Origin of the sequence: Pseudomonas sp. LAIL14HWK12:I10, from assembly GCF_900184205.1 — a bacterium.
In the GTDB taxonomy this organism is placed as follows: domain Bacteria; phylum Pseudomonadota; class Gammaproteobacteria; order Pseudomonadales; family Pseudomonadaceae; genus Aquipseudomonas; species Aquipseudomonas kermanshahensis.
On record NZ_FXWU01000011.1, the window covers coordinates 36,047 to 59,295 of the forward strand.

Sequence of the window (23,249 nt, forward strand, 5' to 3'; positions counted from 1 at the left end):
TGAGACCGCGTTCGCGCGAATTGGTTGCCTGGCCGGTACACTGTGGCACTGCTAATGCCAGGATTTGAAATGTCTCAACTGACCACCGACTGGCGCGACCGCCCTACCCACCGCAAGGTCTGGGGCCTGGCCGCACCGATGATCCTCTCCAACATCTCCGTACCCCTGGTGGCGCTGGTCGACAGCACCGTCATCGGCCACCTGCCCCACGCCCACCAGCTGGGCGCCGTTGCCGTGGGCGCCACGCTGTTCACCTTCATGGTTGGCCTGATGGGCTTTCTGCGCATGGGCTCGACCGGCTTCGCAGCCCAGGCTGCTGGGCGGGGTGACGGCGCGGCGTTGCGCCAGGTATTGGTGCAAGGGCTGCTGCTGGCCCTGGGCTTTGCCGTGGTCATCGGCCTGTTGGCGCTGCCCTTCAGCCAGTTGGCGCTGCACGCGATGCAGCCCAGCGCGGCGTTGCAGCAATCCACCGAGGACTTCTTCCACACCCGCCTGCTCGGGCTGCCTGCGGCACTGGCCAGCTACGCGCTGGTCGGCTGGTTCCTCGGCACCCAGAATGCCAGGGCGCCGCTGGCCATCCTGCTGACCACCAACCTGCTGAACATCATCCTCAACCTGTGGTTTGTGCTCGGCCTGGACTGGGGGGTGCTGGGTTCGGCGCGCGCCTCGGTGATCGCCGAGTGGAGCGCCGCACTGCTGGGCCTGGCCCTGACCCGCCCGGCCTTGCGCGCGTACCCCGGGCACATCGCCTGGGCGGCGCTCAAGCGCTGGCAGGCCTGGAGGCCGCTGCTGGCCGTCAACCGCGACATCTTCCTACGTAGCCTGGCATTGCAACTGGTGTTCCTGTTGATCACCGTGCAAGGCGCCCGGCTGGGTGAAGCGACGGTGGCAGCCAACGCCCTGCTGCTCAATGGCCTGCTGCTGACCGCCTACGCGCTCGACGGGCTCGCCCATGCAGTCGAGGCCTTGTGCGGCCACGCCATCGGCGCCCGCGACCGCGATACGCTGCGCCGCTCGCTGGTAGTAGCGTGCGGTTGGTCGCTGATCACCAGCGTTGGCTTTGCCGGGCTGTTCCTGCTGGGTGGGCACCTGTTCATCGACCTGCAGACCGATATCGACAGTGTGCGGGCGGCGGCTTACCCGTACCTGCCGTACTTGGCGGTACTGCCGTTGATTGCGGTGTGGAGCTACCTGCTCGACGGGTTGTTCATCGGCGCGACCCGTGCGCGGGAGATGCGCAATGCGATGCTCGCGTCGGTGGTGATTGCGCTGCCGGTGGCGTGGGCCATGAATGGGTTTGGCAACCACGGCTTGTGGTTGGCGTTTCTCGGGTTCATGGCATTGCGGGCGGTGACGTTGGGGTGGGTTGGGTGGCGGTTGCAGCAAAAGGGGCTGTGGGTTCAGTGATTTTGGGGCTGCTTTGCAGCCCATCGCCGGCAAGCCAGCTCCCACTGAATCACTGCATGGCCCGAGCCACGTGCAATACCTGTAGGAGCTGGCTTGCCGGCGATGGGCCGCAAAGCGGCCCCGGCGATTACGAAGACAAGTACGAAGAGCGGGTCAGCCCCAGGCGCAAGGCATCGAGGAACTGCGTCCGCTCGCGGGCGGTGATCTTCGCGCTGGCGACCTTGTCGCGGTAGTGAGTCATCAACTCCTCCGGCGACAGGTGGACGTAACGCAGCATGTCTTCGATGGTGTCGTGGGTCTCGATACCGGCGTGGTACACGCTGCCATCGGCATTCTGGTAGATGTTCACCGAGTCGGTATCACCGAACAGGTTGTGCATGTCACCCAGAATCTCTTGGTAGGCGCCAACCAGGAACACGCCCAGCAGGTAGTCCTCGCCCTCATTGAGCGCATGCACCGGCATGCTGGTCTCGATGCTCTGCTCGTCGACGTACTGGTTGATCTTGCCGTCGGAGTCACAGGTCAGGTCTTGCAGCACCGCGCGGCGCATCGGCTCTTCATTCAGACGATGCAGCGGGATGATCGGCAGTACCTGGCCGATGGCCCAGGTATCCGGCAGGCTCTGGAACACCGAGAAGTTGCAGATGTACTTGTCGGCCAGCTTGTCATTGAGCTCGTCCAGCACCTGGCGGTGCGAACGCTGGCGCGCCTTCAGCGAGTTGTGCAGGCGACGGCACACGGCGAAATAGCACTGCTCGGCCAGGGCTTTCTCGGCCAGGCTGATCTTGCCATCGGCGTACTGCGCCGCCACGTCCCCCATGTAGTGGGTAGCGCGCCAGTAGGTCTCGGTGACCATCTCGATGTCGGTCGGGCCCAGCAGGTCGGCCAGCCACTGCACGGTCTCGGGCAGGGCTTCCTTGTTTTCGATGGTCGGCACGTCGTCGTTGTGTTTTTCGACGTCGGTCACCTGGATCACCAGCATGGCATGGTGCGCAGTCAGCGAACGGCCGCTCTCGGAGAAGATGTGCGGGTGCGGCAGGCCCTGCGCGTCGCAGAACTCCTTGAGCATGCCCACCACCACGCCGGCATAGTCATCCATGTCGTAGTTGATCGAGCTGGCATTGCGCGAGTGAGTACCGTCGTAGTCCACACCCAGGCCACCGCCGACGTCGATATGATCGACCGGCAGGCCCAGTGCACGCAGCTCGCCGTAGTAGCGGATGGCTTCCTTGAAGCCGTGCTGGTAGTCCGCCAGGTTGGCGATCTGCGAACCCATGTGGAAGTGCAATAGGCGGATGCCCTGGTCCAGGCCGGCATCGCGGAAGCGCTGCACCACCGAAATCAGCTGCGCAGCCGACAAACCGAACTTGGACTTCTCTCCACCGGTGTCGGCCCACTTGCTCGACGCCAGCGACGACAGGCGCACGCGCAAGCCGACCTGCGGCTTGACCTTGAGCTCGGCGGCCTCCTCGATCACCAGGGCGACCTCGGATTCTTTCTCGATGACGATGAACACGTTGTGGCCCAGCTTCTGGCCCATCAGCGCCAGGCGGATGAACTCACGGTCCTTGTAACCGTTGCAGACGATGGTGCCGCCCTTTGGCGCCAGCGCCAGCACTGCCAGCAGCTCGGGCTTGGAGCCGGCCTCAAGGCCAATCGAGACGTTCTGCGTGGCGATGATGTTTTCCACCACCGCTTCCTGCTGGTTGACCTTGATCGGGTACAGCGCGGTGTACTGGCTCTGGTACTCGAGGCGCGCGATGTTGGCGTCGAAGGCACCGGTCAGCTGGCGTACACGGTCTTGCAGGATGTCGGGGAAGCGCACCAGCAACGGCAACGACAGGCCGCTCTGGCGCAGTTCGTCGACCTGCTCGAACAGGTCGATCGGCGCGCTATTGGGGCCATTAGGGCGTACTTCGACGCGCCCGGCTTCATTGATGGCGAAATAACCAGCGCCCCAATGGCGGATGCCGTAAACACTGCGGCTGTCGGCCACGGTCCATTGGCTACCATCGTCTTTGCGTGTGCGTCGTACGGACATTCAAGTCCCCTATAGATAAGTCGAAAACACTGCCCCAACGAAAAGGGCCGGCGCAGTGTAGAAGCTGAAAATGACGATTCGTCCGGTTCAGGGGTAGACCCTTCCAACAGGAACGAGTTTAGAAAGCACTGGGCAAAAAAACGCGCGACGGCCTCAGCCGCCCGACTTTTTCGCCTTGAAACCCTGTTTGGTCAGCTCGCCGATCAACAGCTCGACATGGTCGCCCTGAATCTCGATAACCCCGTCCTTCAAGGCGCCACCGGTACCGCAGCGGCGCTTGAGCGTGGTGGCCAGCTCCTTGAGCTGATCGAGGGGCAGCGGCACACCGGTGACGGTGGTCACGGTCTTGCCACCGCGGCCTTTGCTTTCCCGGCGTACGCGGGCAATGCCGTCGCCTTCGGGGATGATTTGCTGCTTGCAGGTGCAGGCATCCACCGGCTGGCTACAGTCAGGGCAGTGCCGACCGGCATCGGTGGAGAACACGAGACCGCCAAGGGCGGAAAAGGAAGAAGCTTTCTTGGCCACTTTTGTTCCTCTGTGCTGAGGACAAAAACTGGTCGGCGGGAGCCGACCGCGAAGCCCCACTCTGGCAGGGGCGGCGCTACTGCCGCAAGATCCTGCGACAGCCCGAAAAGGGCGCGCAGTGTAACGATAAATCAGGGGATTGCTAAGTACTGGAATGCGCCATTTTGCGAATGTTTTGCGACCCTTCGCGGGCAAGCCCGCTCCTACAGGTACTGCACCGTTCTTAAAGGCTCCGGTAAACCTGTGGGAGCAGGCATGCCCGCGAATAGGCTGCAACGCCGTGCAACTAGGGCAAGCTGGCTTTGTACCGCTGCAACGCCGCCAACGAGTCCGGGCAATACGGCTTGGTGTGGCTTTCTTCTTCCGCCTGCGCCAGGCTGATGAACCGCGCCTCGCTCACCTCTTCCGGCTGCAAGCGCAGCGGTGCATCGGACACCGCCGAATACACCGCACACCACAAGCGGTTATCGGGTTGGTCGAAGTAGAACCGTTCATGAAAGCGCAACGCGACGCCGTCGATACCCAGTTCTTCGGCCAACTCCCGCGAAGCCGACTCGGCGTAGCCCTCGCCCGCCGTCACCATGCCGCCCGCCGCCACATCCCAAAAGCCTGGGTACAGCGCCTTGCTCAAGGTACGCCGGTGCACGCACAACTCCCCGGCGCTATTGAACAGCAAGATGAACGTGCAACGGCCAATCAGCCCGCGCTCGCGCAATTCTGCCCGGGGCAAGGCGCCGAGCACCTGGTCGGCTTCGTCGACCCAGGCAACCAGCTCACGGTCGGAAGCCGCCCGATGGGCGGCTTCCTGGGTGCTGATGGCCACGATCAACCCTGCGACAGCAGCTGACGCAGGTCGATGACCGCAGCGTTGGCCCGGGAGATGTAGTTGGCCATGACCAGCGAGTGGTTGGCCCACATGCCGAAGCCGCTGCCATTGAGCACCATCGGGCTCCACAGCGCTTCCTGCGAGGCTTCCAGCTCACGGATGATCTGGCGCACGCTGACCGTGGCATTCTTCTTCGCCAGCACATCGGCGAAGTCGACCTCGATGGCGCGCAGCAGGTGCGACAGCGCCCAGGCCTGGCCACGGGCTTCGTAGAACACGTTGTCGATCTGCAGCCATGGGGTTTCGACCAGCTCTTCGTCAACCTGCGGTGCCTGGCCAGGTTGTACCGACTCGGTCTTCAGGGTGGTGTTGAGCTTGACCCGGCCAACGCTGGCCGACAGGCGCTGCGACAGCGAACCCAGGCGGGTAGCCACATCGCCCAGCCAGTTGTTCAGGTTGTCGGCACGGGTGTAGAAGATCGCGCCCTTGTCGCCAGCGGCCAGGCGAGTCTGGTAGCGGTTCAGCGACTTGATGCCTTCTTCGAACTCAGACTCGCTCGACGGCAAAATCCAGCTCTTGTTGTCGAAGTTGAAGCGCGGCTCGGCCTTGGCCAGGTCGGCGTCTTCAGTGGACTGCGACTGCGAGCGGGCGAAGTCTTTGCGCAACGCGCGGGACAAATCGCGGACCTGGACCAGCACGCCGTATTCCCAGCTCGGCATGTTGTCCATCCACAGCCCCGGCGGGAAGCGGTCGTTGGAAATGTAACCGCCCGGCTTGTTCAGCAAGGTACCGGCGACGGTCTTGAGGGTTTCGATGGTGGTATAGCCGATGACCATCTGCTGGCCATTACGCTCGGCCGCAGCCTGGGCGTTCTGCTGCACCGGGAACAGCTCCGGCTCCTGGCTCCAGTACCAGCCCAGGCCGATACAGACCAGCAGGTACAGGCCGATCAGGGTACCCAGGGCACGGCTCCAGAGGCCGCCCAAGTAGCTACGGGCGGCGGCGCCACGGCCATCAACACGCTCGCGGGGTTCGGCTTTGGCCTCGCGGTTTTTCCAGTCCAGCATGGCATTGTCCTTAATCAGTCAAGACGGTTCAGAGGCTTGGACCCCAGGCCTTCGCCAGGGTGCCACGGCAAGCCCGCATCGCTGCACTATAAAGCAGACACTGCCGTACGCATAAGCGACCAGTGGGTCAGTAACTGAATATTCGTTCTAAACGCTTTGTTGATGGAGGGCACTCACCCAACGGAAAAGAGCTGCTAGCATAGAGCCATCATCGCACCTGCACACCACCCACCCAAAAGTAGCCAGGACATGAGCCAAGCAGTCGATCCGAGCCACCAGTGCCCCGCCCAGCACCTGTCGCGTCCCGGCCTGCGCAAGGATGACCCGCTCAACCCGGTGCCCCTGCCGCCGCTGCGCAAGCCTGTGTACATCCTTTTGCAGGACCACGAGCGCGCCCAACGCCTGGCCCAGCAGTTGGAGTTTTTCGGCCTCGGCGTGCAGGCCTTGTTCAGTGCGGATGCGTTTCGGGCTTCGCTCAGTGAATGCCCGCCTGCGGCGGTGGTGATGGATGTCGACTTCACCGGCAGCGGCCAGGGCCTGCGCCTGGCCGCCCAAGCTCAGCAAGGTGTGCCGCAAACGATTCCGCTGCTGTTCTTCAGCCACCACGAAACCGATACCCCGACTCGCCTTGCCGCCGTGCGCGCTGGCGGCAAAGAGTTTCTGACCGGCACCCTGGAAGCCTCCAGCCTGCTGGAGAAGGTCGAGCTGCTCACCAGCACTACCCCGCTCGACCCACTGCGGGTGTTGATCATCGACGATTCGCGCACCCAGGCCCTGCACACCGAACGGGTGTTGAGCAGCGCGGGCATGATCACCCGCAGCCTGACCGACCCGATCCGCACCATGGCGGAACTGGCCGACTTCCAGCCGGACCTGATCATTCTCGACCTGTACATGCCCGCCTGTACCGGCCCGGAGCTGGCCAAGGTAATCCGCCACAACGACCGCTATGTCAGCGTGCCAATCATTTACCTGTCGGCCGAGGACGACCTCGACAAACAGCTCGACGCAATGAGCGAAGGTGGTGATGACTTCCTCACCAAGCCGTTCCGTTCGCGCCACCTGATCACCACCGTGCGCAACCGCGCCGCCCGCGCCCGCCACCTCAAGGCACGCATGGTGCGCGACAGCCTCACCGGGCTGTACAACCACACCCATATCCTGCAACTGCTCGAAGATTGCAGCTTCCGCGCCCGGCGCGAGCAACAGCCCTTGAGCTTCGCCATGCTCGACATCGACCGTTTCAAGAAGATCAACGACCGCCATGGCCATCCCATGGGCGACCGGGTGATCAAGAGCCTGGCACTGTTCCTCAAGCAACGGCTGCGCAAGACCGACTTCATCGGGCGTTACGGCGGCGAAGAGTTCGCCATCGTCATGCCCAACACCGCCCTGGATGCCGCGCACAAGGTCCTGGACGAAATCCGCCGGCGCTTTGCCGAGATCCTCTATCCAGCGCAGCCACGGGACCTGAACTGCACGTTCAGCGCGGGGGTGGTGCAACTGGACGATGAGCTGGATGCGCTGACCATGGCCAGTGCAGCGGACGAGGCGTTGTACCGGGCCAAGCACGCGGGGCGTAACTGCGTGGTTCGGGTGGAGCCCTAACAAGGCAAAGTGCCATCTTTTTTTTACATCAGGACATAGACGTCATCACTGCGTAACAAAATCGCAATAACTTCAGTCGCTTACCTCTCCCACTCCCCGCAGGAAGTTCGCGGCTATGCGCCTGAAGTGGCTGACCAATTTCAACACCCTGTTGCTGGTAACCGTCTGTATCGCCCTGGCCGTGACCTTGTGGTGGTCACAGCGTGCCCTGGAGCGCCCCTATCAGATGATGGAACGCTACCTGGGCCTGTCCCAACAGTTCCAGAACCAGGCAGCGCGTAACATTCAGGCCTACCTGGCCAGTGGTGATGCCTTGCGCCATGCCGCTGCGATGGAGGCCAACCAGCAGTTGCAGACGGCATTGGCCGAATGGCCCGACGCGCTGGCCGACAAACTGCACCCCAGCCTCGACAGCCTGCAGGCCTTTACCGCCGAAGAACTGCTGGCGGCCGGCAAGCTGGCCGGCGACCCGCAAGCGCTGCTACTGCAAGCCGAGCGCGAACTGGGGGCCAACTTCGAACAACTGGCCAATTACGCCCGTGACAGCGGCAGCGCCGAGGCCAACCGCTATCTGCTGCCTTTGCTCGACGCCACCGTGCACCTGGGTCGCCTGTCGCTGGCCCGGGACAAACTGGTCAGCAGCGGCCGCCCTGAACTGGCCGACGAAGTGGAGCGCGAGCTGCAACTGATCCGCGCCCAGGCCCAGGCCATCGACAGCTTGCCGCTGCTAGGTGTTACCCGTGCGGCCGAGTCCAATGCTGATGATTTCGCCGCCCTGATGGGCCTGGAAACCCAAGCCAGCGCGCAGCAGGAAGACATTGCCGTCGCCCTCAAGCGCGAACTGCAGAGCCTGCTCACGCGCTACCCGGCCGAACTGCAACGCACCCGCGAGCAAATCGAGCGCCGCGCCGCCCTGGCCGCCAGCACAGGCCAACGCCTTGAAGCGGTGCAGCAGGCCATCGCCGGCCTGGAGCCTGAAGTCCGCGGGCTGCATGCCAAGATCGCCGCCGAAGTGCGTATCAGCCAAGGCCTGATGATCGGCCTGATCCTGATGATTGCGCTGCTCATCGACACCCTGCAGCGGCGCTTGGCGCGTACCTTGACCAGCCTGGCGCCGGCCCTGTCGCATTGGGCCGAGGGCGACTTCGCCAAGCCGATCGCCCTGGGCAAGACCAACCGTGAACTGCACGACATTCAGGAATCGCTCAACCGCCTGCGCCACTACCTGGTGGAACTGGTCGGCACCATCCGCCACAACGCCGAACAGGTGGCCGGCAGCAGCCATGCCCTGGCCGGTATGAGCGCCGCCCTGCACGACGGTGCCGAGCGCCAGGCGGGCGACACCGGGCAGATTCGCGACGCGCTCGGTGAACTGGAAGCGACCATCCAGCAAGTGGCCGGCGATGCCAGCGCGGCTGCCGACGCCAGCCGCGATGCCGGACGTGCGGTGGAGCACGGCCAGGCGGTGATTGGCCAGAGCTTGTCGGGGTTACGCGAACTGGTGGACGAAGTGCAGGGTAACGCCCGCATGATCGAACAACTGGCTGAAGAGTCCGCCACCATTGGCGGGGTGTTGACGGTGATTCGCTCGATTGCCGAGCAGACCAACCTGTTGGCCCTCAACGCCGCGATCGAAGCTGCCCGCGCGGGCGAAATGGGCCGTGGCTTTGCCGTGGTGGCAGACGAAGTGCGCTCCCTGGCGCAGCGCACCACAGGCGCAACCGGCGAGATCCAGACACTGATCGACCGCTTGCAACAAGCCGCCAGAGGCTCGGTGGCCGGCATGCGAGCGCAGTTGGAACATGCCGAAGCCACCGCCGACCAGGCCCAGGCCGCAGATGGCGCGCTGGACGAGATTGTCCGCGCCATTCGTACCATTGCCGATACGGCGGTGCGGATTGCCGATGTCACGGCCCAACAGAGCGGTGCGGTGAGCGAGATTCGTGACCATAGCGAGCGGATTCACGAGTTGGGCGAGGACAATTTGCAGCGCATTGGCGAGGGGCGTGAGCAAGGGGAGCAATTGCTGAGCCTGGGCAGCGAGCTGAGCACGGCGGTGCGGGCGTTCAGGGTGTGAGCGTTTGCCTGGGCCGGCCCTTTCGCGGGGCAAGCCCGCACAGGGCGACCTCTACACTTGAAGTTGGCGTGAACTTGTGGGAGCGGGCTTGCCCCGCGAAAGGGCCGGTACAGGCGAATCAGCCATCGGCCATGTGTCGTTCCCCCGGTCGACACACGCCAAATCAAGACCAACTCCGCTATCATGCCCAGCACGTTCCACCTCGCGAGTCCGCCATGCGCCGCCTGTTTCTCCTGCTGTTCCTGCTGCTGGCCAGCCCTGCCTTCGCCACGGGCCTGCTCGACAACCGCCCCAGCGCCACCCTCGGCGCCGCTTCGCTGTCCAACGCTGCCGATTTTCTGCCCGTGCACGAAGCGTTCAAGCTCAGCCTGATCCAGGCCGATGCCCAGAGCATCAAGCTGCGTTTCGTCGCCACCGACGGCTACTACCTCTACCGCCACCGCTTCAATTTTCGCACAGAGCCGGCCGACGTGGCCGTGGGCACGCCCAACATCCCTAAAGGCGAAGCCAAGCACGATGAGTTCTTCGGTGACGTCGAGGTGTACCACGGCGTGCTCGACATCGAGCTGCCACGCACCGACCCTCGCGCGTTCACCCTGCTGGTGGGCTACCAGGGCTGCGCCGACAAAGGCCTGTGCTACCCCCCGGAAACCGCGCGCCTGAGCATCGATGGCGAAGGTGGCACCCCCAGCGCGGCACCGGCCACAGGTGAGCAGGCCTGGAGCTGGAAATCCCTCTTGCTGTTCTTCCTCGCCGGCGTCGGCCTGACCTTCACCCCTTGCGTGCTGCCGATGCTGCCCATCCTCTCGGGCGTGGTGCTGCGTGGCCAGGCAAACGGCTTGCGCGGCCTCGCGCTGTCGCTTGCTTACGTGGTATCGATGGCCGCCAGCTTCGCCGTGCTGGGCGCGCTGATGGGCCTGTTCGGCGCGGGCTTGAACCTGCAGGCACGGCTGCAGTCGGCCTGGGTGCTGGTGCCTTTCGCGTTGTTCTTCGTGGTGTTCGCCCTGGCCATGTTCGGCCTGTTTGAATTGAAGCTGCCACAGGCCTTGAACAATCGCCTGGACTCACTCGCCCACCGCACCAAAGGTGGCTCGCTAGTCGGCGCGGCAGTGCTGGGCGTGCTTTCCAGCTTGCTGGTGTCGCCCTGCGTGTCGGCGCCACTGGCCGGTGCCCTGCTTTATATCAGCGCCAGCGGCGATGCCCTGGGGGGTGCGCTGAAACTGTTCGCCCTCGGCCTAGGCATGGGTGCGCCATTGCTGCTGGTGGCCACCGGTGGCGCAGCCTGGTTGCCGAAGAGCGGCCCTTGGCTGAACACGGTGAAAAACGCCATTGGTGTGCTGTTGCTGGGGCTGGCCATCGGCTTGCTCAGCCGCGTGCTGCCTGGCCAGGTGACGTTGCTGCTGGTCGGCTTCCTGGCTGCCGGCGTGGCGCTGTTCCTCGGTGCCCTGGAATTCGTCATCAAAACCCCGCGCCAGCGCCTGGCGCAATTGCTCGGCCTGGCGTTGCTGGTCTACGCCCTGGCCTGCTGGTACGGGGCACTGAACGGCCAGGGCGACCCCCTGCGCCCCTTGCCTGCCCCCGCCGTGGCCACGGGCAGCGCCAGCCCTGCCGTCAAGGCCGATGCCTGGCAGACCCTCACCACGCCCGCCGCGCTCGACGCGGCACTGGCCCAGGCCAAGGCCGCAGGCCAGCCGGTGTTGCTGGACTGGTACGCCGACTGGTGCATCAGCTGCAAGGTGATCGAGCACGACGTGCTCAATGCGCCGCAGGTGCAATCGCAGCTGAGCGCCTTCAAATTGCTGCGTTTCGACATCACCGAGAGCAACGCCGAGCAACGTACGCTGCTCGACCGCTACCAGCTGTTCGGCCCGCCTGCGCTGCTGTTCTTTGCGGCGAACGGCAGCGAAATAACCGCTGATCGGGTCATAGGCGAGATAAACACCGCCGATTTCGCCGAGGTTCTGACGCGCGTGCGCGGCAAACTCGGTCTATAACTTCCGGCGAGCTGCGAAAAATCCTCGAGACAGTGACCAGATTTAATTATCCGGTCACATACTTCGCGCGAATCTCGGACATCGTGCTGGCTATTGCCGGGAACTGGACACTTGCCGTCGCTTTACGGCACACTCGCCGCGCTGTGTCGAATTGCCCTACAAATCCAAGGAATCCGCAGATGGCTACGCTACTGGTGCTTCACGGCCCCAACCTCAACCTGCTCGGTACTCGCGAGCCGGGCCACTACGGCGCCGTGACCCTGGCCCAGATCAACCAGGACCTGGAGCAACGTGCCCGCGCCGCGGGCCACCATCTGCAGTACCTGCAGAGCAATGCCGAATACGAACTGATCGACCGCATTCACGCCGCACGCAACGAGGGTGTGGACTTCATCCTGATCAATCCGGCTGCTTTCACCCACACAAGTGTCGCATTACGTGACGCATTGCTTGCGGTGAGCATCCCATTCATCGAAGTGCACCTGTCCAACGTGCACAAACGCGAACCGTTCCGTCACCACTCCTACTTTTCCGATGTGGCCGTAGGGGTGATTTGCGGCCTGGGCGCCAGCGGGTATCGCCTGGCCCTGGAGTCCGCGCTGGAACAACTGGCTGCCAACGCACAGCCCTGATGACAGAGACCCTGGCCTAAGTGGGCCGGGGTTTGAGAGAAACGTTTTAGACACGTTTTCAATTACGCCCCCTGACCGAACCTTTGGGAGTTGATGATTAATGGATATCCGTAAAGTCAAGAAACTGATCGAACTGCTGGAAGAGTCTGGCATCGACGAACTGGAGATCAAGGAAGGCGAAGAGTCGGTCCGTATCAGCCGTCACAGCAAGACCCCAGCTGCCCAGCAGTTCTACGCACCCGCCCCAATGGCTGCTGCCCCTGTCGCTGCTCCGGCTGCTGCTGCTGCCCCTGTCGCCGAAGCTGCTGCCCCGGCGCTGAAAGGCACCGTGGTTCGCTCGCCAATGGTCGGTACCTTCTACCGCAAGCCATCGCCGACCTCGCCTAACTTCGCTGAAGTTGGCCAGTCGGTGAAAAAAGGCGACACCCTGTGCATCGTCGAAGCGATGAAGATGATGAACCACATCGAAGCCGAGATCGGCGGTGTCATCGACGCCATCCTGGTAGAAGACGGCCAGCCGGTTGAGTTCGACCAGCCGCTGTTCACCATCGTTTGAACCGCGGAGAGCCAACGATGTCTGCGAAGCTCGAAAAAGTCCTGATCGCCAACCGCGGGGAAATTGCCCTGCGGATCCTGCGTGCCTGCAAAGAGCTGGGCATCAAGACCGTCGCCGTGCACTCCACGGCTGACCGCGAACTGATGCACCTGGGCCTGGCAGACGAGTCGGTCTGCATCGGTCCCGCGTCATCCAAGGATTCGTACCTGCACATCCCGGCGATCATCGCTGCCGCCGAAGTGACTGGCGCCACCGCGATCCACCCGGGCTACGGCTTCCTGGCCGAAAACGCCGACTTTGCCGAGCAGGTAGAGAAATCCGGTTTCGCCTTCATCGGCCCGAAAGCCGACACCATTCGCTTGATGGGCGACAAGGTTTCGGCCAAGGACGCGATGATCAAGTCGGGCGTACCGACCGTACCAGGCTCTGACGGCCCGCTGCCGGAAGACGAAGAAGTCGCCCTGGCGATCGCCCGTGACGTCGGCTACCCGGTGATCATCAAGGCCGCCGGTGGCGGTGGTGGTCGCGGTATGCGCGTGGTGCACAAGGAAGAGGACCTGATCTCCTCGGCCAAGCTGACCCGTACCGAAGCCGGTGCTGCGTTCGGCAACCCGATGGTCTACCTGGAGAAGTTCCTGACCAACCCACGCCACGTGGAAGTTCAGGTACTGTCCGACGGCCAAGGCAACGCCATCCACCTGGGCGACCGTGACTGTTCGCTGCAGCGCCGTCACCAGAAGGTTCTGGAAGAAGCGCCAGCACCGGGCATCGACGAGAAGGCCCGTCAGGAAGTCTTCAAGCGTTGCGTCGATGCGTGCATCGAAATCGGCTACCGCGGTGCAGGTACTTTCGAGTTCCTGTACGAGAACGGCAGCTTCTACTTCATCGAGATGAACACCCGCGTACAGGTTGAGCATCCGGTGTCGGAAATGGTCACTGGCATCGACATCGTCAAGGAGATGCTGAGCATCGCCGCTGGCAACAAGCTGTCGTTCCGCCAGGAAGACGTGGTGATTCGTGGTCACTCGCTGGAGTGCCGGATCAATGCTGAAGACCCGAAGAAGTTCATCCCGAGCCCAGGCAAGGTCAAGCACTTCCACGCCCCAGGTGGCAACGGCGTTCGCGTCGATTCGCACCTGTACAGCGGTTATTCGGTTCCGCCGAACTATGACTCGCTGATCGGCAAGCTGATCACCTACGGCAAGGACCGCGAAGAAGCCATGGCGCGCATGCGCAATGCTCTGGACGAGATCGTCGTCGACGGCATCAAGACCAACATCCCACTGCACCGCGACCTGGTGCGTGATGAAGGTTTCTGCAAAGGCGGCGTCAACATTCACTACCTCGAGCACAAACTGGCCAGCCAGGAGTGATCGTGTAGTGTGATGTACCAAAACCCCGGACCTGTTCCGGGGTTTTTTTATGGGCTTTAGGGATAGGTGGTGCTGGCAGGTGCATACCTTGAGGGGGGTGTTGCCGGTGAGATCGAGCGCCGCCCGCGCGGCGCTCGGCCTCACAGGCGCTGAAAATCCTGAGGCGAACCCATCACCCTTTCATTCTAGGCATCTCGATCCGGTGCTCATGCACCCGCCGATACAGCGTCGCCCGCGATATCCCCAACGCCCGCGCGGCATCAGCCGGCTTCCAGCGGTGCCGGATCAGCGCATCCAGCAACAACTGCCGCGCCGGGCTGGAGGCCTCCGTTTCAGTAGAAGCAACCGCATCGCCGCGTACCTCCTGCGGCAAATCCTCAAGCCGCACCCACCGGCCCTCACTCACCGCACAGGCATAACGCAACACCTGCCGCAGTTGGCGCAGGTTCCCCGGCCAACGGTAAAGCAGCAGCGCCTGCAATGCATCGTCCGCCAACACCACCTCTACCCCGCAAGCCTCGGCTTCTTCGGCTAACAATTGATGAATCAAACCCAGCCGATCCTCCCGCTCACGCAACGGCGGCAGCTCGAACCGGGCGTTGGCCAGGCGGAAGTACAGGTCCTCACGAAAACGCCCATCCACCACCATTGCCGCCAGGTCTCGGTGTGTCGCACAGATCACCTGGATGTCCACCCGCTCACGCCGCGCCGCGCCCAAGGGCGCCACTTCGCCCTCCGCCAGCACGCGCAGCAGCCGGGTTTGCAGGTTCAGTGGCATGTCGCCGATTTCGTCGAGAAACAGGGTGCCGCCATCAGCTTGCTGTAAAAGCCCTTGCATGCCTTTGCTGGAAGCACCGGTAAAGGCCCCGGCTACATAGCCGAACAGCTCGCTCTCGATCAGGCTCTCAGGGATGGCCGCACAGTTCAGCGTGACGAAAGGCCCCTTGCGGCGCTGGCTTTGCTGGTGCAACTGACGGGCAAAAACCTCTTTGCCCGAGCCCGTCTCGCCTTGCACCAGCACCGCCAGGCTACAGTCCTTGACCCGCGTGGCCAGGCGCAGGTGCTGCTCGATGCGCGCGTCCTGTGCCTGGCGCAAAGGCTGCGGGCGCGGGCGCCGTTGCGGTGCGCTGACGCGGCCATACAGTTCCCCCCAGCCTGGCAAGCGCTGGGCCGAAGCCTCGTTACTGCAACGCAACTGGCCCAGGTCGAACAGCTCGCCGATGTGCTCAGGCAAGCGGCCTAGGCGCTCCACCAGGCGCTGCCGGGCCAGGCTGTTGATTGCCTGCAGCCGGCCATCTGCATCCCAGGCCAGCAGGTAGTCGGGCTGGCTTTCGACATAGCCCGGCGTGCCATGCGCGCGCATCACCCAATGGCCCTGGGCACTGTGCATGAAGAAGGCGTTTTCTATCTCGCGCGCGGTCTGCTCGACCAGCTGCCGAATCAGGTGCTGGCTGCGGCGGTCGTCCGGGGATCGCAAGGCCGAGACATCCACCACGCCCAGCAGCTCGCCCAGTGGGTCGAAGACCGGTGCCGCCGTGCAGGTCAGGCCGATGAAGGCGGCGCGAAAATGATCGCGCTTGTGCACCGTGACCGGCGCCTTGCTGGTCAGCACCGCCGCCACCCCGCAAGTGCCCTCCTCGCCTTCCGACCAGCAAGTGCCCAGGTACAACCCGGCCTTGCGGCAGTCATTGCGGATGGCGGACTCGACCCGGTAATCGATGGTCTGCCCCTGGGCATCGGTGAGCAGCACGCAATAGTCGGCGCCGCGGACCTGCTCATGCAGCCGTGCCACGGCGTCGCCGGCGATGCGCAGAAACAGCTCGGCACGTTCGCGGCATTCGTTGAGCAGGCTTTGCGAAAGGATACGTGGGCCCTGCTGGGAGCCTGGGTCGAGGCGATACAAGTGCATGGAGCGGCGCCAGGAGTCGAGGATCAGCGGCGGCACCGGTGCCTGTGGCAGGCGGTCGGCGTTTTTCAGCACCCGGCTGACGCAGTCGACATGGGCTCGGGAGTTCGCGGCAAGCATTCAGGCCCTCCGGTTCTCATTGCTGTTTTTATCGTTGTGCGGCCATTAAGCGCTTCCAGGCATGCCCCGACAAGCACTGTGTGAATACCGGCTCGCTTGAGACGCAGCGTCTCAGCGTCTCGGCAAACGCCGCCGCAGCCTGGTACCCCGCGTCTCGCCGGGCATGCTGGGCGCACGCCCTTTCCTACGCACAGACCGCTCTGGCACAGCCACTTCAGGCAGATGAAACAAAGCTGGCACCTCCCTTGCTCTGTCCCTGACAAACAAGAATACGAGGTGCGCCATGCCGCAACCCACCCCGACTGTCGGGATCATTGCCAACCCTGCCTCCGGCCGCGACCTGCGCCGCCTGACCGCCAGTGCCGGGCTCTATTCGAGCACCGACAAGGCGTCGGCGATCCAGCGGCTGTTGGCCGCCTTCGGTGCCACCGGCATCGGCCGGGTGCTGCTGCCAACCGACATGACCGGCATCGCCGCCGCCGTGCTCAAGGCCAGCCAAGGCCCCGCTGCCCGCGACCAGCACTGGCCGAATATCGAGGTGCTCGACCTGCCATTGACCCAGACCGTTGCCGATACCCGCCTGGCCACCCGACGCATGGTCGGCCAAGGCGTGGCGATGATCGCGGTGCTCGGCGGCGACGGCACCCACAAGGCAGTGGCAGCAGAAGCCGGTGACATCCCACTGCTGACCTTGTCCACCGGCACCAACAATGCCTTCCCGGAATTACGCGAAGCCACCAGCGCCGGCCTGGCGGGCGGCTTGCTCGCCAGCGGCCGCGTGCCCGCCAGCATCGGCCTGCGCCGCAACAAGCGCTTGCGGGTGAAGGTGCCCGAGCAGCAGTTGGACGAGTGGGCACTGGTGGAAGTCGCCGTTTCGCCCCAGCGTTTCATTGGCGCCCGCGCCCTGAGCCGCAGCGAAGACCTCAGCGAGGTGTTCGCCTGCTTCGCCGAACCCCATGCCATTGGCCTGTCCGCCCTGTGCGGCTTGTGGTGCCCGGTGTCACGCCAGGACCCGCACGGCGCCTGGGTGCGCCTGAACCCCGGCGCCGAGCAGGCCCTGCTCGCGCCCCTGGCGCCTGGCCTGCTGCAAGGGTGCGGCATCACCGCCAGCGGCGTGCTGACGCCGGGCGTCGCCCATCGCCTGAGCCTAAGCAGCGGCACCCTGGCCCTGGATGGCGAACGCGAGATCGAATTCGCCGAGCACGACACCCCCACCATCACCCTGGACCACCAAGGCCCGCTCACCGTGGACGTCGAGGCCGTGCTGGCCCACGCCGCCCGCCATCACCTGCTGGCCGTGCCGCGCGGCCACCGGCTACACCCTGCAACCGCGTGTTGAGACAACCCTGGAGAACAACAAGATGTCCAATCAACTCAGTACAGAACAACTACTGCATGCCTATGAAGTGATGCGCACCATCCGCGCCTTCGAGGAACGTCTGCACGTGGAATTCGCCACCGGCGAAATCCCCGGTTTCGTCCACCTCTATGCCGGCGAAGAAGCGTCCGCCGCAGGCGTCATGGCCCACCTGCGTGACAGCGACTGCATCGCCTCGACCCACCGCGGCCATGGCCACTGCATCGCCAAGGGCGTAGACGTGTACGGCATGATGGCCGAGATCTACGGCAAGAAGACCGGCGTGTGCGGCGGCAAGGGCGGCTCGATGCACATTGCCGACCTGGAAAAAGGCATGCTCGGTGCCAACGGCATCGTCGGGGCCGGTGCGCCATTGGTTGCAGGCGCCGCGCTGGCCGCCAAGCTCAAGGGCCGCGATGACGTGTCGGTGGCCTTCTTCGGCGACGGTGCCTCCAACGAAGGCGCCGTATTCGAAGCCATGAACATGGCCTCGATCATGAACCTGCCGTGCATCTTCGTCGCCGAGAACAACGGCTACGCCGAGGCCACGGCGTCGAACTGGTCGGTGGCCTGCGACCACATTGCCGACCGCGCTGCCGGCTTTGGCATGCCGGGCGTGACCATCGATGGCTTTGACTTCTTCGCCGTGTACGAAGCCGCGGGCGCCGCCATTGAGCGTGCGCGCTCCGGGCAAGGCCCCTCGCTGATCGAGGTCAAGCTCAGCCGCTATTACGGCCACTTCGAAGGGGATGCGCAAACCTACCGCGCCCCGGATGAAGTGAAGAACCTGCGCGAGTCCCGTGATTGCCTGATGCAGTTCCGCAACAAGACCACCCGTGCCGGCCTGCTCAGCGCCGAGCAACTCGACGCCATCGACGCGCGTGTCGAAGACCTGATCGAAGACGCCGTGCGCCGCGCCAAATCCGATCCCAAGCCACAGCCCGCCGACCTGCTCAGCGACGTCTACGTCAGCTACCCCTGAGCCGCGGATTACAAGAACAAGAGGAGAATCACCATGGCAAGAAAGATCAGCTACCAGCAGGCCATCAACGAAGCCTTGGCCCAGGAAATGCGCCGCGACAGCACTGTGTTCATCATTGGCGAAGACGTGGCTGGCGGTGCCGGCGCGCCCGGGGAAGAGGACGCCTGGGGTGGCGTGCTGGGCGTGACCAAGGGCCTGTATCACCAGTTCCCTGGGCGGGTGCTCGACGCGCCGCTGTCGGAAATCGGCTATGTCGGCGCCGCCGTGGGTGCCGCAACCCAAGGCCTGCGCCCGGTGTGCGAACTGATGTTCGTCGACTTCGCCGGCTGCTGCCTGGACCAGATCCTCAACCAGGCCGCCAAATTCCGCTACATGTTCGGCGGCAAGGCCGTGACCCCGCTAGTAATGCGCACCATGTACGGCGCTGGCCTGCGCGCTGCGGCCCAGCACTCGCAGATGCTCACCTCGCTGTGGACGCACATCCCCGGCCTCAAAGTGGTGTGCCCGTCCTCGCCATACGATGCCAAGGGCTTGTTGATCCAGGCGATACGCGACAACGACCCGGTGATCTTCTGCGAGCACAAGTTGCTCTACAGCCTGCAGGGCGAGGTGCCGGAAGAGGTCTACAGCGTGCCGTTCGGCGAAGCCAACTTCCTGCGCGACGGCGACGACGTGACCCTGGTGACCTACGGGCGCATGGTCCATGTGGCGCTGGAAGCCGCCAACAACCTGGCCCGCCAAGGCATCGACTGCGAAGTGCTGGACCTGCGCACCACCAGCCCGCTGGATGAAGACAGCATCCTGGAAAGCGTCGAGAAAACCGGCCGCCTGGTGGTGATCGACGAAGCCAACCCGCGCTGCTCGATGGCCACCGACATCAGCGCACTGGTGGCGCAGAAAGCCTTCGGCGCCCTCAGGGGCCCGATCGAGATGGTCACCGCGCCGCACACGCCGGTGCCGTTCTCCGATGCGCTGGAAGACCTGTACATCCCCGACGCGGCGAAGATCGAGGCCGCCGTGCGCAAAGTGATCGAAGCTGCAAGGAGCGCCGCATGAGCCAGATCCATACGCTGACCATGCCCAAGTGGGGCCTGTCGATGACCGAGGGCCGGGTGGACACCTGGCTCAAGCAGGAAGGTGACCCCATCAACAAAGGCGACGAAGTGCTGGACGTCGAGACCGACAAGATCAGCAGCAGCGTCGAAGCCCCCTTCAGCGGTGTATTGCGCCGCCTGGTGGCCCAGCCGGATGAAACCCTGCCGGTCGGCGCGTTGCTGGCGGTGGTGGTGGAAGGCGAAGCCGACGAGGCCGAGATCGATGCCGTGGTGCAGCGCTTCCAGGCCGAATTCGTCGCCGAAGGTGGCGCCGACCAGGCACAAGGGCCAACCCCACAAAAAGCCGACGTGGGCGGCCGCCTGTTGCGCTGGTTCGAACTGGGCGAAGGCGCAACGCCGCTGGTGCTGGTGCATGGCTTTGGCGGTGATTTGAACAACTGGTTGTTCAACCACCCGGCGTTGGCGGCCGAGCGCCGCGTCATCGCCCTCGACCTACCGGGGCACGGGGAGTCGGCCAAGGCGCTGCAACGCGGCGACCTGGATGAACTGAGCGAAACCGTGCTGGCACTGCTCGACCACCTGGACATCCCCCGCGCCCACCTGGCCGGGCACTCGATGGGCGGCGCTGTCAGCCTCAACCTGGCGCGCCTGGCGCCACAGCGGGTGGCCAGCCTCACCCTGGTGGCCAGTGCTGGGCTTGGGACTGCCATCAACGGGCAGTACCTCCAAGGTTTCGTGGCTGCGGCAAACCGCAATGCACTCAAGCCGCAAATGGTGCAGTTGTTTGCCGACCCAGCGCTGGTCACCCGGCAATTGCTGGAGGACATGCTCAAGTTCAAGCGCCTGGAGGGCGTCGATGCGGCGCTGCGCCAGCTGGTGTCGGCCATCGCCGAGGGCGACCAGCAGCGCCACGACCTGCGCGGTGTGCTGGGGCAGCACCCGGCGCTGGTGATTTGGGGCGGGAAGGACGCGATTATCCCGGCCAGCCATGCCGACGGGCTGGAAGCCGAAGTGCTGGTACTGCCGGACGCTGGCCATATGGTGCAGATGGAGGCGGCTGAACAGGTCAACCGGAAGATGGTGGATTTCTTGCGGGGGCATTGAGGGAATGAGGGGCATGGCTTGGGGTGGTGTCTGGGTTTAGAAGTGCATGCCTTGAGGGGTTCTGCGCCTGTGAGATCGAGCGCCGCGCGGGCGGCGCTCGATCTCACAGGCAACACACCCCACAAGGCATGCACCTATCTGTCTCAGCCCCCCATTCTGCGTCATACTCGGCAGACCTATTGCCCGGTCTCCACCATGCGTCCACTGCTCCCTGTCACCCTGATCCTGTTGCTCGCCGCGTGCGGAGATGGCGAATCGCTACTGCCTCCGGACGCGCGCCTGCCCGACGGCGGGCGTTACCGGGGCGAGGTGGTCAATGGCCTGCTGCAAGGCGAGGGCCGCATCGACTACCCCAATGGCAGCTGGTACGCCGGCAGTTTCAAGGACGGCCAATGGCATGGTCAGGGCGAGTGGCATGGCCAAAACGGTGAGGTCTACCGGGGCCAGTTCGCCGAGGGCCTGTTCCAGGGCCTCGGTGACCTGACCACACCGGGCAGCCACTATGCCGGCACCTTCAGCCACGGCCGACGCGACGGTGAAGGTACCCTCAAGCAAGCCGACCAGACCTACCGCGGCCAGTTCAAGGACGACCAATACGAAGGCGCAGGCGAGCTGGAGCTGGCCGACGGCAGCCGCTACCAGGGCCTGTTCGCCAAAGGCAAACCGAACGGCGCCGGCGTGCGCAGCGACGCCAGCGGCAACCAGTTCAGCGGCCGTTTCGTCGATGGCCTGCTGCAAGGCAGCGGCACCTACGACAGCGTCGACGGCGAGCAGTACATCGGGGAGTTCAAGGACAACCGCCTGGAAGGCCGCGGCCGCTATGAAAGCGCCGAAGGTGACGTGTGGATCGGCGAATTCAAGGATGGCTCACTGGTGGGCGAAGGTGAACTGCTCGGCAGCGATGGCAGCCATTACAAAGGCGGTTTCGTTGACTGGCACTTTTCTGGCCAAGGCAACCTGCAACTGGCCGACGGCAGCCAGTACATCGGCGCCTTCGAAAACGATGCCTACCATGGCAAAGGCCGGCTGACCCTGAGCAACGGCAAGGTCGAGGGTGGCACTTGGGTCAATGGCGTACGCGTGCGCGACGAAAAGGGCACGCTGTTGCCCGACCCGCTGGACCTGGCCTTGCTCAACCAGGGCCGCCTGCTAGAGGACGCACTGGCACGGGTGCCGCCTACCGCGCCGGCCATTCAGTTATACAGCCTGGTCGTGGCCGGCGATGGCCAGCAAAGCGTGTTCCTGCGCGAAGCCGACTATGTCAGCAACATGCTCAAGGTCCGTTTTGGCGCCCGCGGCCAGGTTACCCTGGTCAACCATCGGGACCACATGGCCAGCCGTCCCATGGCCACCCGCGAGAACCTCACCCGCGCTGCCCGTACCCTGGCCGAACGCAGCGGCCCCGAGGACCTGGTGTTCATCTACCTCACCAGCCACGGCAGCCACGATCACCAACTGGTGCTCGACCAACCCCGCCTGCAACTGGCCGACCTGTCCGCCGACGAGCTGGCCGGTGCCCTGGCCCCGCTGAAAGAGCGCGACAAGGTAATCGTCATCTCGGCCTGCTATTCAGGAGGCTACATCGCGCCGCTCAAAGATGATCGCACGGTGATCATGACCGCCGCCCGCGCCGATCGGGTGTCGTTCGGTTGCTCGGAGGAAGCCGACTTCACCTACTTTGGCGATGCCCTCTTCGCCGAGGCGCTGAACCAGACCGACGACCTGAAACAGGCGTTTGAACTGGCACGCGCCAGCGTTGCCGAAAGAGAACGAAAGGACGGTTTCGAAGCCTCTGAACCGCAGCTTTGGGCGCCGCCAGCAGTACTGGCACACTGGCAGCACCTACGCCGGCAACAGGCCGAGGAAGCGCTACGCAATGCCGCACAAGCGACGGTGGAGCAGCAGGAAAAAAAGCCCGGCAACCACTAAGCTTGTGTGTAACAAGGGAGAGACATCATGTATTTGACGCCTCAGCATGTCCTGCTTGCCGGTGCCACGGGTCTGACGGGTGAACACCTGCTAGACCGCCTACTCAACGAACCGACCATCAGCCGGGTGCTGGCCCCTACGCGCCGGCCGCTGGCCGAACACCCGCACCTGGAAAACCCAGTGGGCGACCCGGCGGTGTTTCTTCCGCAGCTGGCCGGGCGTGTCGATATCGCCTATTGCTGCCTGGGCACCACGCTCAAGCAGGCTGGCTCCGAATCGGCTTTCCGCGCCGTCGACCTGGACATGGTCGTGGCCTTCAGCAAGCGCGCCCGGGAACTCGGTGCGCGCCATTTGCTGGTTGTCAGCGCAGTCGGCGCCGACCCTAAATCATCGATCTTCTACAACCGCGTCAAGGGTGAAATGGAGGAAGCGCTGAAGGCCCAGGACTGGCCACAGCTGACCATCGTCCGCCCGTCGGTGCTGCTGGGTGATCGCATTGAGCCGCGCTTTGGCGAGCAACTGATTTCGCCGCTTTCCAAGCTGATACCTGGGAAGTATCGGGGTATCGAGGCGTGCACCCTGGCACGGGCGCTGTGGCGCCTGGCGCTGGAGGAAGAAGACGGGGTGCGGGTGATCGAGTCGGATGAACTGCGCCGCCTGGGCAAAAACTAGCGCCGCGCGCGCTCCCGC

General features: G+C 64.2%; 17 protein-coding genes and 1 pseudogene. 13 read left to right on the forward strand and 5 right to left on the reverse strand.

What is annotated here, in order from left to right:
- Nucleotides 1-69 precede the first annotated feature (69 nt).
- On the forward strand, nucleotides 70-1,407 hold the full coding sequence (locus QOS90_RS22265; RefSeq protein ID WP_085273994.1) for an MATE family efflux transporter: 1,338 nt from the start codon (nucleotides 70-72) through the stop codon (nucleotides 1,405-1,407).
- 127 nt (nucleotides 1,408-1,534) lie between these two features.
- Here the strand turns inward: QOS90_RS22265 and speA are convergent, their stop codons facing one another.
- From speA to QOS90_RS22285, 4 genes are all read right to left on the reverse strand, one after another.
- Nucleotides 1,535-3,448, reverse strand: coding sequence for an arginine decarboxylase (gene speA / locus QOS90_RS22270; protein WP_027594957.1), 1,914 nt, complete (start codon nucleotides 3,446-3,448; stop codon nucleotides 1,535-1,537).
- A gap of 153 nt (nucleotides 3,449-3,601) precedes the next feature.
- Nucleotides 3,602-3,973 (reverse strand): translation initiation factor Sui1, encoded by a 372-nt coding sequence (locus QOS90_RS22275; RefSeq protein ID WP_027594956.1) that lies wholly within the window; start codon nucleotides 3,971-3,973, stop codon nucleotides 3,602-3,604.
- Between the two features lie 286 nt (nucleotides 3,974-4,259).
- The gene (locus QOS90_RS22280; RefSeq protein WP_085273995.1) at nucleotides 4,260-4,796 is read right to left on the reverse strand and encodes an NUDIX hydrolase; all 537 of its coding nucleotides are present in this window, start codon (nucleotides 4,794-4,796) and stop codon (nucleotides 4,260-4,262) included.
- Between the two features lie 2 nt (nucleotides 4,797-4,798).
- A complete protein-coding gene (locus QOS90_RS22285; protein WP_027594954.1) occupies nucleotides 4,799-5,866 on the reverse strand; it encodes a DUF2333 family protein in 1,068 nt (355 codons plus the stop codon).
- Nucleotides 5,867-6,115: 249 nt separating this feature from the next.
- On the opposite strand from QOS90_RS22285, the gene QOS90_RS22290 reads away from it, so the two are divergent.
- The 6 genes from QOS90_RS22290 to accC all read left to right on the forward strand — a co-directional run bounded on the left by QOS90_RS22290 (nucleotide 6,116) and on the right by accC (nucleotide 14,106).
- Nucleotides 6,116-7,474 carry a diguanylate cyclase gene (locus QOS90_RS22290; RefSeq protein ID WP_027594953.1) on the forward strand — a complete coding sequence of 453 codons (1,359 nt, stop codon included), beginning with the start codon at nucleotides 6,116-6,118 and terminating at the stop codon, nucleotides 7,472-7,474.
- 331 nt (nucleotides 7,475-7,805) lie between these two features.
- A complete protein-coding gene (locus QOS90_RS22295) occupies nucleotides 7,806-9,551 on the forward strand; it encodes a methyl-accepting chemotaxis protein (RefSeq protein ID WP_371918166.1) in 1,746 nt (581 codons plus the stop codon).
- A 215-nt stretch (nucleotides 9,552-9,766) separates the two neighbouring features.
- Nucleotides 9,767-11,545 (forward strand): protein-disulfide reductase DsbD, encoded by a 1,779-nt coding sequence (locus QOS90_RS22300; protein ID WP_085273997.1) that lies wholly within the window; start codon nucleotides 9,767-9,769, stop codon nucleotides 11,543-11,545.
- A 179-nt stretch (nucleotides 11,546-11,724) separates the two neighbouring features.
- Nucleotides 11,725-12,177, forward strand: a complete 453-nt coding sequence (aroQ, locus tag QOS90_RS22305; RefSeq protein ID WP_008093086.1) for a type II 3-dehydroquinate dehydratase — start codon at nucleotides 11,725-11,727, stop codon at nucleotides 12,175-12,177.
- Between the two features lie 100 nt (nucleotides 12,178-12,277).
- Entirely contained in the window at nucleotides 12,278-12,733 is a 456-nt protein-coding gene (accB, locus tag QOS90_RS22310; protein WP_085273998.1) for an acetyl-CoA carboxylase biotin carboxyl carrier protein, read from the forward strand.
- Nucleotides 12,734-12,750: 17 nt separating this feature from the next.
- Entirely contained in the window at nucleotides 12,751-14,106 is a 1,356-nt protein-coding gene (accC, locus tag QOS90_RS22315; RefSeq protein ID WP_027594949.1) for an acetyl-CoA carboxylase biotin carboxylase subunit, read from the forward strand.
- Nucleotides 14,107-14,278: 172 nt separating this feature from the next.
- Here accC and QOS90_RS22320 read toward each other — a convergent pair whose 3' ends face one another.
- The gene (locus QOS90_RS22320; protein ID WP_085273999.1) at nucleotides 14,279-16,132 is read right to left on the reverse strand and encodes a sigma-54-dependent Fis family transcriptional regulator; all 1,854 of its coding nucleotides are present in this window, start codon (nucleotides 16,130-16,132) and stop codon (nucleotides 14,279-14,281) included.
- Nucleotides 16,133-16,415: 283 nt separating this feature from the next.
- Between QOS90_RS22320 and QOS90_RS22325 the strand changes: the two are divergent.
- The 6 genes and pseudogenes from QOS90_RS22325 to QOS90_RS22350 form a co-directional block, all read left to right on the forward strand.
- Nucleotides 16,416-17,455, forward strand: a pseudogene (locus tag QOS90_RS22325) (ATP-NAD kinase family protein); the annotation flags it as partial.
- Nucleotides 17,456-17,493: 38 nt separating this feature from the next.
- Nucleotides 17,494-18,471, forward strand: coding sequence for a thiamine pyrophosphate-dependent dehydrogenase E1 component subunit alpha (locus QOS90_RS22330; RefSeq protein WP_027594944.1), 978 nt, complete (start codon nucleotides 17,494-17,496; stop codon nucleotides 18,469-18,471).
- Between the two features lie 33 nt (nucleotides 18,472-18,504).
- Nucleotides 18,505-19,527 carry an alpha-ketoacid dehydrogenase subunit beta gene (locus QOS90_RS22335; RefSeq protein WP_085274000.1) on the forward strand — a complete coding sequence of 341 codons (1,023 nt, stop codon included), beginning with the start codon at nucleotides 18,505-18,507 and terminating at the stop codon, nucleotides 19,525-19,527.
- Nucleotides 19,524-20,630 carry an acetoin dehydrogenase dihydrolipoyllysine-residue acetyltransferase subunit gene (locus QOS90_RS22340; protein WP_085274001.1) on the forward strand — a complete coding sequence of 369 codons (1,107 nt, stop codon included), beginning with the start codon at nucleotides 19,524-19,526 and terminating at the stop codon, nucleotides 20,628-20,630. Before QOS90_RS22335 ends, QOS90_RS22340 begins: the two co-directional genes overlap by 4 nt.
- A 195-nt stretch (nucleotides 20,631-20,825) precedes the next feature.
- Nucleotides 20,826-22,559 (forward strand): C13 family peptidase, encoded by a 1,734-nt coding sequence (locus tag QOS90_RS22345; protein WP_085274002.1) that lies wholly within the window; start codon nucleotides 20,826-20,828, stop codon nucleotides 22,557-22,559.
- A 27-nt stretch (nucleotides 22,560-22,586) separates the two neighbouring features.
- Nucleotides 22,587-23,231: an oxidoreductase gene (locus QOS90_RS22350; RefSeq protein WP_027594940.1), complete on the forward strand. Its 645-nt coding sequence runs from the start codon at nucleotides 22,587-22,589 to the stop codon at nucleotides 23,229-23,231.
- Nucleotides 23,232-23,249: the final 18 nt, after the last annotated feature.